11 protein-coding genes are annotated in these 12,305 nt (G+C 72.1%); 3 read left to right on the forward strand and 8 right to left on the reverse strand.

Going from position 1 to position 12,305, the window contains the following annotated elements; translation table 11 throughout:
* A partial coding sequence (locus ABT300_RS35160; protein ID WP_351684638.1) for an aromatic amino acid lyase occupies positions 1 to 1,843 on the forward strand: 1,843 nt, incomplete at its 5' end.
* Between the two features lie 25 nt (positions 1,844 to 1,868).
* Here the strand turns inward: ABT300_RS35160 and ABT300_RS35165 are convergent.
* Entirely contained in the window at positions 1,869 to 3,239 is a 1,371-nt protein-coding gene (locus ABT300_RS35165) for a glycoside hydrolase family 43 protein (protein ID WP_351684641.1), read from the reverse strand.
* A gap of 213 nt (positions 3,240 to 3,452) precedes the next feature.
* Between ABT300_RS35165 and ABT300_RS35170 the strand changes: the two genes are divergently transcribed.
* Positions 3,453 to 3,869 carry an ankyrin repeat domain-containing protein gene (locus ABT300_RS35170; protein WP_351684644.1) on the forward strand — a complete coding sequence of 139 codons (417 nt, stop codon included), beginning with the start codon at positions 3,453 to 3,455 and terminating at the stop codon, positions 3,867 to 3,869.
* A gap of 24 nt (positions 3,870 to 3,893) precedes the next feature.
* On the opposite strand, the gene ABT300_RS35175 is transcribed toward ABT300_RS35170, so the two are convergent.
* The 7 genes from ABT300_RS35175 to ABT300_RS35205 all read right to left on the reverse strand — a co-directional run bounded on the left by ABT300_RS35175 (position 3,894) and on the right by ABT300_RS35205 (position 10,886).
* A complete protein-coding gene (locus ABT300_RS35175) occupies positions 3,894 to 4,499 on the reverse strand; it encodes a GTP-binding protein (RefSeq protein ID WP_351684647.1) in 606 nt (201 codons plus the stop codon).
* A complete protein-coding gene (locus ABT300_RS35180) occupies positions 4,486 to 4,848 on the reverse strand; it encodes a DUF742 domain-containing protein (protein ID WP_351684649.1) in 363 nt (120 codons plus the stop codon). The genes ABT300_RS35175 and ABT300_RS35180 overlap by 14 nt, the downstream gene beginning before the upstream one ends.
* A gap of 1 nt (position 4,849) precedes the next feature.
* Complete coding sequence (locus ABT300_RS35185) at positions 4,850 to 5,284, reverse strand: roadblock/LC7 domain-containing protein (protein WP_351684652.1); 435 nt, start codon at positions 5,282 to 5,284, stop codon at positions 4,850 to 4,852.
* An 11-nt stretch (positions 5,285 to 5,295) separates the two neighbouring features.
* A complete protein-coding gene (locus tag ABT300_RS35190; RefSeq protein ID WP_351684655.1) occupies positions 5,296 to 8,082 on the reverse strand; it encodes a sensor histidine kinase in 2,787 nt (928 codons plus the stop codon).
* Between the two features lie 56 nt (positions 8,083 to 8,138).
* On the reverse strand, positions 8,139 to 9,152 hold the full coding sequence (locus ABT300_RS35195) for a substrate-binding domain-containing protein (protein WP_351684658.1): 1,014 nt from the start codon (positions 9,150 to 9,152) through the stop codon (positions 8,139 to 8,141).
* Positions 9,153 to 9,759: 607 nt separating this feature from the next.
* Entirely contained in the window at positions 9,760 to 10,221 is a 462-nt protein-coding gene (locus tag ABT300_RS35200) for a DUF6114 domain-containing protein (RefSeq protein WP_351684660.1), read from the reverse strand.
* Positions 10,221 to 10,886 (reverse strand): DUF6230 family protein, encoded by a 666-nt coding sequence (locus ABT300_RS35205; protein ID WP_351684666.1) that lies wholly within the window; start codon positions 10,884 to 10,886, stop codon positions 10,221 to 10,223. Before ABT300_RS35205 ends, ABT300_RS35200 begins: the two co-directional genes overlap by 1 nt.
* Positions 10,887 to 11,567: 681 nt before the next feature.
* On the opposite strand from ABT300_RS35205, the gene ABT300_RS35210 reads away from it, so the two are divergent.
* Positions 11,568 to 12,209, forward strand: a complete 642-nt coding sequence (locus ABT300_RS35210; protein WP_351684663.1) for a Tat pathway signal sequence domain protein — start codon at positions 11,568 to 11,570, stop codon at positions 12,207 to 12,209.
* Positions 12,210 to 12,305 lie beyond the last annotated feature (96 nt).

A 12,305-nucleotide genomic window follows, 5' to 3' on the forward strand; every position in this document is an offset into this window, starting at 1 on the left:
GCTGTACGGCCGCGGCACCGGCGTGGGCGCGCAGCGCTCCGTGGCGGTCGACGAGGACGACGAGGTCGCGCACGGACTGCGTCTGCTGCGCAGTCACGCCGGCGGGGCGGGCGACCTGCTGCCCGGCCGCCAGGTCCGGGCGATGCTCGCGATCCGCGCCAACCAACTCCTCGCCGGCGGCTCCGGCATCCAGCCGGCCTTCGTCGACGCCCTCGTCGAGGCCCTGCGGCTTCGCGTCCACCCGGCCGTCAACGAGTACGGCGGCGTCGGCACCGGCGACCTGACGGCGCTGGCCCAGACGGGTCTCACCCTCCTCGGCGAACGTCCGTGGACAGGCGAGGGGGCGGGGGCGGAGGACGCGACCGGGCGGCCCGCGGCCCCCGAGACGCCGATGGCGTCCGACACGCCTGCGGCGCCTGGCGTGCCCGCCGCGCCCGTCGCGCTCGCGGAGTCCGCCGTGCCGCCGGCGGCGATCGCCGTGAACGACGCGGACCGGGGCGCGGTGACGCGCGGCGGCAGGGATGCAGGGGTGACCGCCGCCCCGGTCGGCGAAGGACCGGTCGCCCTGGACGTCTCCATTCGCACCGGCGCGGTCACCGGCGCTGACGGGGTCACCGGCGCCGGGGCATCCACAGGCGTCGGCGCACGTACCGGTACCGGCACACCCGGCGGGACTGCCGTCCCCGCGGTCCCTGCCGTCCACGGGGTTCCCGGCGTCCCCGCCGTCTCCGTCGCGCCCGGCGGCCACGTCGCGCCCGGCGTCCGGGCTGTCGACGGCTCCCAACTCATCGTCGTGCCAGCTGCGTTGCCCGCCGCGCCGACCGACCGGACCCCTCTGCCCGGTCACGCTGCCCTCGCCCCAGCGCCCGGTGGGTCCGGCGCGGCGCTCCCCGGCCGCGTCCCGGTTCCCGTCGTCCTGCAGGCCGGAGACGCCCTCGCGCTGCTCAGCAGCAACGCCCTGGCGTTGGCGCAGGCGGCTCTGGCGCAGGGGGAGGCTGCGATGCTGCTGCGCGCCACGCACGCCGTCGCCGCACTCTCGCTCGTCGCGGTGTCCGGGTCGCCGGAGGCGTACGCGGCGCCCGTGCACGCACTGCGGCCCTATCCCGGCGCGGCCCACGCGGCCGGCGAGGTCCGGCGGTTGCTCGGACTGCCCGGCCGGCCGGCGCCCCGTCCGGGCGGCCGGGTCCAGGACCCCTTCGGGTTCCGTGCCTTCCCTCAGGTGCACGGCTGCGCCCTGGACGCCTCCGAACGGCTGCGCGAGATCGTCGAGGTGGAGATCAACTGCCCTTCGGAGAACCCCCTCATGGATCCCGACGGCGCGGCGGCCTACCACCACGGCGGCTTCTTCGCCGCCCCGCTCGGCCTCGCCCTGGACGCGGCCGGACTCGCGCTGCTGCAGACCGCGCAGCTCTCCGCCGCCCGCCTGGCCGCGCTCGGCGACCCCGGACTGACCGCACTGCCCGCCTTCCTCGGCGGATGGCCAGCGAGCAGCTCGGGCGCGATGATCCTCGAGTACACCGCCAACTCGGCGCTCGCGGAGCTCCGTTCCTGCGCGACGCCCGCGTCGGCGGGGCACGCCGTCCTGTCGCGGGGCCTGGAGGAGGCCGCGAGCTTCGCCGGTCAGGCCGCCCGCCAGGCCATGCGCGCGGCGAACGCCTACACCGTCGTCCTCGCCTGCGAACTCGTCGCCGCGGTACGGGCGTTGAGGATGCTGCCCGGACCGCCGCCGGTCGCCGCGTTCGCCGTGGCGGCGGCCGCCCTGCCCGCAGGCACGGACGACCGCCCCCTGACCGACGACGTGACGGCGGCCGCCGGACTGCTGCCGGTTCTCGCGCGGATGTGAGAACGCGCCGTCGTGGCCCGCTGGTTCAGTACCCCACGGAGAACGTCGCGTCCTGCTTGTCGGTAGCCGTCGAGACGGGGTCGATGCGCAGCGCGTAGTTCGCGTGCCGGATGTACCGGGTGGGGTTGTTGTACGAGCGGAACGACGACCAGCTGGAGTCCGCGAGTCCCGCCGTCCGGTAGAACGTCGCGTCCCCGGCGAACGTCGACGTGCCGTCGTTGACGTCGAGTCGGAGCGCGTAGTCGTAGTGCCGCAGATACCGGGTGGGATAGTTCACGGACCGGAAGGAGACGCCGGAGCTGTCCGCGAGGCCCGGCGCCAGGGTCCACAGCGAGTCCTTGTACGGCTCGACGGGGTACTCGTCGATCCGGCCGAGGTAGTCGGCGTGGCGCACGTAACGGCCGGGAAAGTTGTAGGACTTCAGACGGTTCCAGGACGGGGCGCCCCACTTGGCCACGAGGTTGTCGTACTGGGCCGACGTGATCGTCGTGATGCCGCAGTGCTTGGAGTTCACCGGCTGCGTGTAGTTCTTCTGGTCCAGTGCCGTCCAGGAGCCGGCCGACAGGTCGGTCGACTGCCAGGCGTAGAAGACGCCGTTGGGGGTGTAGGTGTCTCCCCACAGGTACCAGTTCGCGGAGGTGAGGGACTTGACCAGGGTCGGCGCCTCGGTGCCGCCGTGCGAGACGGCGGTGCTGAAGGGGGTGAAGCTGCCCGGGTTCAGGGACGTGGACCTGGCGCCGAGGAGGGTGCCGTTCTTCTTGAAGTAGAGGTAGTTGACGCCGTTCACGCCGACGGCCATGTCACCGTCGATCACGTCGTAGCCGGGGTCGAAGAAGACCTGGGGGGCCGAGGCGGTGACGAAGTCGGTCGTGTAGTTGACCATGATGACGTTGTGGCCGCTGCTGTTGACGGCCGAGTAGATGAGCGCGTACTGGCCGCGGCCCGCGTCCCAGAAGGCCTCGGGAGCCCAGCTGTGGGTGTTCATGTCGTGCAGCTTCAGCCGGTGGTATCCGGTGAAGGTGCGCAGGTCGGTGGAGTTCCAGACGTGGACGTACTGACTGACGTAGTTCCAGTCGGTGCCCTTGAGGTCGGTGGCGAGCACCACGAAGGCGCCGTCCTGCTTGCGCAGGATGAACGGGTCGCGCAGCCCGAGCGCGCCCTCGGTGGGGGTGACCACGGGATTGTTCTGGTTCAGCGGCATCCAGCGCAGCCCGTCCGTGCTGACGGCCAGATGCAGGCCGTAGTCGGTGCCGTCGCCGAGGTTCGTCGATTCGGTGAAGTAGGCCATCGCGTACGCGGAGTCGGCCGCGCGGGCGGACGGCACGCCGAGAGTGAGGGCCAGGGGGACGGAGGCGGCCGCGCCGAGGAAGAGACGGCGGGACGGATCGGGGGTCATGTGCGCTCCAGGGGGATGCAGCGGGGTGCCCGGACACAGCCGGTGTGATTCGATATGTCGAACCGAGTTCGGTGAGCCGGTCAGAAAGTAGGGGCGGGAGGGACGCAGGTCAATCGCCGGGACACGCTTGGCGGTTTCCCGCCGCGTTCCTGTGGGGCGCCGATGAGAAATGCCGGCGACGCGCACACCGCCCCGTCACTAGGGTCGGCACCCGTGAACAGGAGACGGCAGAAGAAACTGACGAAGCGTCTGGTGCGTGCGGCCCGGTTCGAGGACGGGAGGAACGTCGACCGGCTGCTCGAAGCCGGGGCCGACCCTGCCGCGGCCGACGCCGAGGGGACGACTCCGTTGTATGCGGCCTGCGTTCAGGGCCAGGCCGACGCCGCGCGCAGACTCCTCGAGGCCGGAGCGCCGCCCGACGCCGAGAGCGCCGGCCTCGGCGCCGAGGGAACTCCCCTGTGCGCGGCGGCCTGTTGGGGGCACGTCGACACCGTCCGCGTCCTCCTCGCCCATGGCGCCGACCCCGACCTCCGTGAGGACCACGGCACGGGCCTGACGCCCCTGCAGTGGGCGACCGCGGGGCCCCACCCGGAGACGATCGCCGTACTGCGCGAGGCCGGAGCCCACTGAGCGCGCCGACGCCCGCGGGACGCCCTAACCCTGCCGGGCCCCGGCGGTGACGTCGTCGATCAGGTGGTCGATCAGCGCGATGAGCACGTCACGGCACGACTCCCGCTCGCGCGCGTCGCAGAGCAGCACGGGAACGTGCGCCGGCAGCGCCAGCGACTCCCTGATGTCCTGCGCGGGGTAGGGGTGCAGGCCGTGGAAGCCGTTCACGGCGATGACGAACGGGATGCCTCGGCGTTCGAAGAAGTCGACGGCGGCGAAACTGCACTCGGGCCGGCGCACGTCGAGGAGGACCACCGCCCCGAGCGCCCCGATCGCCAGGTCGTTCCACATGAACCAGAACCGCTGCTGGCCCGGTGTGCCGAAGAGGTACAGCACCAGGTCCTCGCCCATGGTGATCCGCCCGAAGTCGAGGGCCACGGTGGTGGACCGTTTCTCCTCGATGCCCTTCAGGTCGTCGACGTCGAGCCCGGCGACCGTCAGCGGCTCCTCCGTGCGCAGCGGCGTGATCTCGCTGACCGCCCCGACCATGGTCGTCTTGCCGACGCCGAAGCCGCCGGCGACGAGGATCTTCACGGTGTCGGGCGCCGCCGCCGGCCGGGTGGCGGGTGCGGCGCCGTCAGATCCGGCCAAGGCCGTCCCTCACTTTCTGCAGCAGGTCCAGGTCCAGGTCCGCGGAGCCGGTCACCGAGCGGGGCGGCCGGGCCGTGATCAGACCCGCCTCCAGCAGGTCGCAGAGCATGATGACGACCACGCTCACCGGCAGGTCGAGATGGGCCGCGAGCTCCGCCACGGCGACGGGACGGGCGCACAGCCGCAGGATCCGGGCGTACTCCGGCTGCGGCCGAGGCACCCGGGCGGGCGGCGGATGCACCGCCGTCACCGTCGTGATGAGCGTGAAGTCGGCGCGGCTGGGCCGGGTCCGTCCACCGGTCAGGGCGAACGGTCGCACGAGCCGGCCCGCTTCGTCGCCTCCGCTCACCTCACCCCCCGTGGGTGCGCACGGCGGGACCGACATGGGCCCGCGGCGCCGCGCTCAGGTGCTCGCCGATCTTCTTCACCAACATGTTCATCTGGTACGCCACCACACCGACGTCCGCGTTCTTGCCGGCCAGCACGACGAGATGGGCGCCCGGACCGGCAGAGGTCAGGATCAGATAGGTGTGGGCCATCTCGATGAGGGCCTGGCGCACCGGGCCGCCCCGGAAGTCCATGCTGACGCCCTTGCTGAGGCTCATCAGCCCGGACGCCGTCGCCGCCAGCCGTTCGGCGTCCTCGCGCAGGAAGCCGGTGGACTTGCTGACCACGAGCCCGTCCTCGGAGAGGACCACGGCCTGGTTGACGTCGGCGACGCGGTCGACGAGACCGGTGAGCAACTGGTCGAGCTGGGTGTTGGCGCCGGGGAGGGAGGGTGTCATCGCGGTGTCCTTCATGAGCGGTCGGCGGGCGGTGTCGGGGTCTTTGCGGCGCCCGCGGCGGTGACCGGCGGGCCGGGGGCCTCCTCGGCGGTCGTCTCCTGCGGGTCGGACGGCGGCTCGTCGGCGTCGGCGTGGGCCAGCAGCGTGCCGCGCTGGAATCCGGCGAGGGACGACGCGGCGCGCTCGGCGGTGAAGTCCTCCAGGACGCGGTCGTCCTCGGCGGCTCCGGTGGACGAGGGGTCCTCGCGCAGTTCGTCGGCGAGGCTGGTCTGCGGGACCCGGCGCGGCAGCGGGGCGAGGCCGCCCAGAGGGGCGCTGGCCCCCACGGGCACGCCCGCCGCGGGGGAGGACGAGCCGTCTGCCGGGACGGAGACCTTGCGCACCGGGAGCGGCGACGGGGTCCGGCGATCGGAACGGCCGCCCTCCCGTCCCGGGTCCTGTCCCGGGTCGGGGTCCTGGTCCTGGTCCGGGTCCCGGGGCCGATCCCGGCCCGGTTCCCGGTCCTGGGTCCGATCCCGTCCCGGGTCCTGGTCGCGGTCAGGGCCGAGGGAGGCGCCCTCGTCGGGCCGGGGCCGGCCGTGCTGGTCCGTCTCCGTGCCGGACACGCGCCGCGCGTCGCCGGGAGCCGCGGCCGCCGCGGTCGTCGTGCCGGGGGAGTCCTGCGGCGACCCGTCGACGGACTCCCGCACGGCGTCGCGCTCCCCGCGCTCCTCGCGGGCCGCGTCCGGTGCATCGGGCGCATCGGGCGCGTCCGGTCCCGGGGACGAGACGTCGGACGCCCCCCGGCCGGGGCCGGCCTCGGCGACGCGTCCGGCGGGCGACGCCGTGCGGGAGATCCCGGCAGCCGGGTCGTCGCCGTCCGGCGACTCGCGGACCACGACCTCGTGCGGCAGCAGCACGATCGCGGTGGTGCCGCCGTACGGCGAGGAGCGCAGGGTCACGCCGATGCCGTGCCGGGTCGCCAGCCGGGCGATCACGAACATGCCGAGCCGCAGGTCGTCGGCGAGCGCCACCACGTCGAACTGCGGAGCGACCGCCAGCTGCGCGTTGAACGAGGCGTAGTCCTCCTCGGACATGCCGAGGCCGCGGTCCTCGACCTCGATCGCGAGCCCCCTGGCGACCAGCGTGGCCCGCACCCCGACCGGGCCGGGCGCCGGTGAGTAGGAGGTCGCGTTGTCGATGAGTTCGGCGAGCAGATGGATCACGTCCGCCACGGCGGGCGGCGCGATGCACACCTCCTCCTCGGTGTGCACCTCCACCCGCTGGTACTCGGCGACCTCGCCGACGGCGCTGCGCAGGATGTCGATCAGCGCCACCGGCTCCGACCAGCTGCGTCCGGGCCGGCCGCCGCTGATGATGACGAGGTTCTCCTCGTAGCGGCGCAACTGGCTCGCCGTGGAGTCGAGTTCGTACAGGCCGGAGAGGACGTCCGGGTCCTGGTGCCGGCGTTCCAGCGCGTCGAGCTTGCTGAGCTGGAGGTTGACCAGGTTCTGGCTCTGCCGGGCGATGCCGAGGATGACCTTCTCGAAACCGCGCCGGGTGTCGGCGAGTTCCACCGCGGTGAGCACGGCGGTGCGCTGGGCGGTGTTGAACGCCGCCGCCACCTGCCCGAGTTCGTCGCCGCCGTAGTCCAGCGGCGGCGTCTCCGCGTCCACGTCGACGGTCTCCCCGCGATCCAGCCGGGCCACCACGTCGGGGAGCCGCTCGTGCGCGAGCCCCAGCGTGGCCATGCGCAGTCCGCGCAGCCGCCGCGACAGCGAGCGGGTGATCCGCCAGGACATGCCGACGCACAGCAGCAGGGCGACGAGGCCGCCGGCGCTCAGCGAGGCGGCCGTGATCAGCAGGCCGCGCGCTTCGTCCGCGCTGCGCTGCAGCAGGTCCGTGGTCTGCTGCCGGATCAGCTTCTCGTACTGGGCGGAGACGTCGATGAGGGCGGCGCGCCATTCCTTCTGCACGTCCGGCAGCACGATGTCGCCGTTACCCCCCTGCCTGGCGCGGGCCGCGAGCACCTTGTCCTCGACGGCCTCCAGGGTCTGCCACTGGTAACTCGTCAGGATCTGCTCGGTCTGCGTCTTCGCGGCGCCGGTCAGCGAGGGCACGATCTGGTCCTGCACGAGCCAGCGCCGGCTGTTCACCAACTGCGCGAACTGGGCCCACGTCTTGTCGTCCATCCGCTTCGAGGGCCCGGCCAGCGTCAGGTTCAGGTCCTCCTCGGACACCAGCTCGGCCGCGTGCTCGAGGGCGACGAGCGGTCCGGCCTGTGAGGTGAGATCGCCGTCGTCGACCTGGGACAGCTCCTGGAAGGCGTGGATCTGGTCGTCGATGATCGAGGTGTACTGGTCCAGTGCCTGCGCGGCGGTGATGTCGACCGGGGCGTCCACCTGACCACGGTAGTACTCCAGACTGCCCACGGAGGCGACGACCGAGTAAAGCCGGTCCCGGACGCGGGCCGGAGCCCGCTGGATGTCCTCCGCGCGGGCGACCAGTTTGGCGACCGCCACGTCCGTCTTCTGGCGCTGCGCCTCCAGCGCGGCCCGGGAGCCGGCCGGCCCCGACGCCAGCCACACGGCCGAGAGGCTGCGCTCCTGCTGCAGCGCGAGGGTCGCCTCGGTGCCCATGGCGCCGGTGGAGCGGCTGAGTTGGGTCTGCGCGCGCAGACGCAGCCCCTCCGAGAACATCTGCGTCGTCGTCACACCCCACATGGCGGCCAGGGTGACGCTGGGCACCAGCGCGAGAAGGAACAGCGAGAGACGTATGGAGCCGAGTCGGCGGCGCCGGGCACCTGTCCGTGGAGACATAGTCGTCCTAGGGCGATCAGCGGGGGGGGAGGGGGGAGGGGGCGGTCGAAGACGGGTCAGCGGGTCCCGGCGGCGGCCAGGCGTGCGACATCGGAGACGTTGGCCTTGGTGACGAAGGCCGGACCCGTCAGCACGGGCGCGACACCGCCGCCGCTGACGTTGCCGTTGGTCTTGTGGAGCCACAGCGCGTCCACGGCCAGATACCCCTGCAGATAGGGCTGCTGGTCCACCGCGAACTGCACGCGGCCGTCGCGGACGGCGCTGACCAGGTCCTTGTCGAGGTCGAAGGTGGCGACCTCGGCCTTGCTGCCGGCCTTGTCGGCCGCCTGCACCGCGGCGAGCGCGAACTGCGCGCCGAGGGTGACTACTTCGTCGATGTCGGGATCCTGCCGCAGCCGGGTCGTCAGTGCGGCGGTCATGGCGTCCATGTCCGTTCCGTCGACGTAGAGCATCCGGGTCTCACCGTCGAAGGTCTTCTTCACGCCCGCGCAACGCGCCTCCAGGGCGACGTTGCCCTGCTCGTGGATGACGCACAGGGCGTGTCTCACGCGCAGAGCGTCGAGCTTGTCGCCGACGGCGCGGCCCGCCACGCTCTCGTCCTGGCCGAAGTACTCGAGGATGCCCAGCGAACGCCAGGCGTCGATACCGGAGTTGAAGCCGACGACGGGTATGCCGGCCGCCTTCGCCTCCGCCACCGGACTCCGCATGGCCTGCGGCTTCGCCAGCGTCACCGCGATGCCGTCGACATGGTCGCGGATCGCCTCCCGTACCAGCTCGGCCTGTCCGCCGGGGTCGGAGTCGCTGGCGTAGGTCAGGTCGACGCCGTCCTTGGCGGCCGCCGCCTGCGCGCCCTTGCGCACCAGCTCCCAGAAGGGGTCCTTCGCGGCGCCGTGGGTGACCAGGGCGACCTTGATCCGGCCGCCCGTGCCGCCCGCCCCCTTCGCGTCGGCGCCGGACGAGGCGGCGCCGGTGCAGCCGGCGAGCAGGAGGCAGCAGGCCGCGGCGAGGGCGGCCAGCCGCAGGGACCCGCGGGGACACGGAACGACGGGAGCGGGGACGGGAGTGTTCATGGGGGGCTGCACCTCGCTGTGCGGCAGAGCAGGAGGACGGGGCGAGCGCCGCCGGAACGCAGGGGTGTGCACCGGCGGAGAGGACATGCGTTGGCTCGGAGCCAACCGTGTGTGACCACTGGTAGTCAAGTGAGCACCCACCAGGTGTGAGGAGACGCTGCCGCATTGTGATCCGGAACGCGGTGAGCAGGGGCGTCCGGGCGTAAGTCCGCAGGTGGGTTGACCGTTGGTCAGTCCAGGCGGAATCCGTTCCCGTGCGCCGTGGCCGGGTCGCCCCGCACGTCACGTGTCCCCGGGCAGGCGTGCCGCCCTCCCCCTGGCGGGCCGCGTCGCGCCTTCATGGCAGGGCCGTCGGGAGTGCGCATCTCTCGCGCCGAACGCCGTACTGGGGGCCGAGTGCCATGTGCCGTCTACCAAGTGCCGTGTACCCAGTGCCGAGTGTCGGGTGGTCGCCGAATCTGGGTGCCCGGTGCCCGGTGCGGGGCGACTGGGGGGCTGACCGGGCCGCCGGCGCGGACCCGGGGCCGGCGCACGAGCGGCGGGGCCGGAGGCGGCCTGCTGTGCGCAGGTCGTCCCGGCCCCGCCGGTGAGTGGGGTGCGGCCGCCGTCAGGCGGGCTTGCCCGCGTCGGGCAGCGGCGCGCTCTTCATGAACGTCTGCGTCGTCGACGGCCCCTGACCCTCCTCGCGCCGCTTGCGGCGGCTCACGCGAGGCTCCTGGTCGGGCAGCCAGCCGAACGCCACGGAACTGCCCACGACGCCCAGGACCAGACCCACGACGAAGCCGCCGATGTTGGAGGTGAGCCAGGTGCCCAGGGAGAGCAGGATGGCGATGATCGAGTAGAACAGCCGCTGAGTCGGGTTGAACAGGATCAGCAGACCGCACACCACCATCAGGGTGGGCAGGAGGTAGCCCGCCAGACCCTGCATGCCGACGTGCAGGATGACCGGAAGGGGCGCCTTCATGGTCACCAGGATCTCGGTACCGCCGAGGACCAGCATCAGGCCGCCCGCGAAGGGCCGTTGGCCTCTCCACCCGCGGAAGCGGTCCCGCCACTGGGTGAAGGTCATTACTTGCAGCCCTCGCTGGAGAAGCTCATCTTCAGTCCGGGGAGCTTGAAGACGGCGGCGGTGGCCGCGTAGTTGTGCTGGTACAGGTTCTTGATGACGACCGTGTCGGCCTGCTGGCCGTAGACGCCCTTGGGACCCTGGATCGGGACCTTGTCGAACGTGCTCGAGTCGCGGCCGATCTCGATGTTGTTGAACTCGGCGTCGCCGGAGATCTCGTCCGAGTCGATGGCCAGGTTCTTCACGCTGACCGGGGTGGACCCGCCGCCCGCCTTGAGCACGAGCTGGATGCCGCCGAGGTCGACGCTCTGGCACATGTTGGTGATCTTGCCGTTCTTCACGACCGAGGTGACGACCAGGACCTGACCGCCGGTGTCGCCCTGGTTGGGGCTGTCCTCGATCATGCTGTCGAGTCCGCCGAACTGCGCGAAACCCTCACCGTCGAGCCGGTCGGCGGTCACCACGAACGGCATCCCGGAGATCGCGAACTGCACGCCCAGGGCGCCCTGAGCGGTGAGGACCGCGAGTCCTGCGGCGACGAAGGTGGCGGGCACCGCCATGACGGCGGCCCGGCGCAGCCGGACCCGGCCGCGTCTCTCTGCGGAACCGCTTTCGGGGTTCTCGGGGGTGTTGTCGGCGGACGAACTGACGTCCGGGGACGAGGCCATTTCTGCTCCCATGCGCTAAGTCGTGCGGGTTGGGCTTCAGCGGCACGTTGTCCTGGCGCGGACAGCGGCTGCTGCGCACGCCTCCTCGCAACTCCCGGAAACCGCAAGGGCTTTCTCGTTACGCAGCAGTAGCCTTCGAGGAAGTTACCGATGGTTACACTGGCGGGTCAAGGGAGATGTGGAAAAAGAGTGTTCATTATGTGCCATCCCCCGACCAGGTGGATCGCCGGGGCTTTCACTTGCCCCTGCCGGAGCCTCAACTTTGTTTCACCGTCTTGACGTTGACTGACCATCAGGTCTACAACTGCCCTGGCTCAGCCCGGATCCGTGGCGCCGGATCCGCAGCGCGACGACATCGTTCGCGCTCCCGGACTCATTCAGCCAGTACGGGCCCTCGGTCCCGCGCTCGATCCCTTCATGGCCGTCGGCGCGGCCGCTTCCCCCAGCGGCCCGCGACCGGCGGCCCTCTCCCGCCCGGTCCGTGCGGAGTCACTCATCAGTGACCTCCGAACGGTCGCCGGCCGCCTGCCGTTGCCGGTCCGTCGCGTACGGAGAAGGCGTCACGGGCCGGCAGCGGTGGACGCCTCCCGGCGTCCCCCACGTCGCCACCAGCGACACGCCGGTTCAACCCCACCGAGCAACTCCCCCCAGTACAGCCCCACTTCCGAAAGAGGCACTCGAATGCGCACCCGCTCCCGCTCCCTCCTCGCCCTCGCCGGAACCGTCGCCGCGCTCTCCCTCACGGCCGTCACCCCGGCCTCCGCCGCGGGCGCCGTGCTGACGACGCCGGCCGGCGACGTCGCCGTCGGCGACGTCCTCAACGCCTCCCTGGCCAGCGGCACGACCGCCACCCTCTACTCCAGCGCGACCGGCACCAGCGGCCTGTCCTGCGCCGCCTCCGGCTTCACCGCCACCGTCACCGACAACCCCACCGCGCCCGGCACGGCCACCGAGTCGCTCAGCGCCCACACGTTCGGCAGCTGCACCGCCAACGTGCTCGGCGTGCTCGGCGTCACCAGCATCACGGTCAACGCGCTCCCGTACACCAGCAGCGTGGCCTCCGACGGCACCGTCACCGTGACCCCGGCGGCCGGCTCCGTCATCCAGACCACGGTCGTGCTGCGCACCCTGCTGGGCAGCATCAACTGCGTCTACCAGGCGCCGAGCCTGTCCGGCACGGCGAGCAACACCGACAACAGCATCTCCTTCGTCAAGCAGCAGTTCACCAAGTCGTCCGGCTCGGGCCTCTGCTTCGCCAACGGCTTCTTCACCGCGAAGTACGCCCCGGTGACCGACGGGGGCGAGGCCGTCACCGTCAACTGACGACCTGAGCAATACCGCTGAACGCCGTGCGACCCGAGTCTCAGCGTCGACGCAGGCGCACGGTCAGGGCGGCGCCGCCGGTGAGCAACAGCACCG

This window comes from Streptomyces sp. NPDC001027, assembly GCF_040299045.1.
Classification (GTDB): Bacteria; Actinomycetota; Actinomycetes; order Streptomycetales; family Streptomycetaceae; genus Streptomyces.

Bases quoted from the DNA above. Each gene is read 5' to 3' on its own strand.
- ABT300_RS35165 (WP_351684641.1), bottom strand. From the start codon at position 3,239: ATGACCCCCGATCCGTCCCGCCGTCTCTTCCTCGGCGCGGCCGCCTCC.
- ABT300_RS35185 (WP_351684652.1), bottom strand. From the start codon at position 5,284: ATGACACCCTCCCTCCCCGGCGCCAACACCCAGCTCGACCAGTTGCTC.
- ABT300_RS35190 (WP_351684655.1), bottom strand. From the start codon at position 8,082: ATGTCTCCACGGACAGGTGCCCGGCGCCGCCGACTCGGCTCCATACGT.
- ABT300_RS35195 (WP_351684658.1), bottom strand. From the start codon at position 9,152: ATGAACACTCCCGTCCCCGCTCCCGTCGTTCCGTGTCCCCGCGGGTCC.
- ABT300_RS35200 (WP_351684660.1), bottom strand. From the start codon at position 10,221: ATGACCTTCACCCAGTGGCGGGACCGCTTCCGCGGGTGGAGAGGCCAA.
- ABT300_RS35205 (WP_351684666.1), bottom strand. From the start codon at position 10,886: ATGGCCTCGTCCCCGGACGTCAGTTCGTCCGCCGACAACACCCCCGAG.
- ABT300_RS35210 (WP_351684663.1), top strand. From the start codon at position 11,568: ATGCGCACCCGCTCCCGCTCCCTCCTCGCCCTCGCCGGAACCGTCGCC.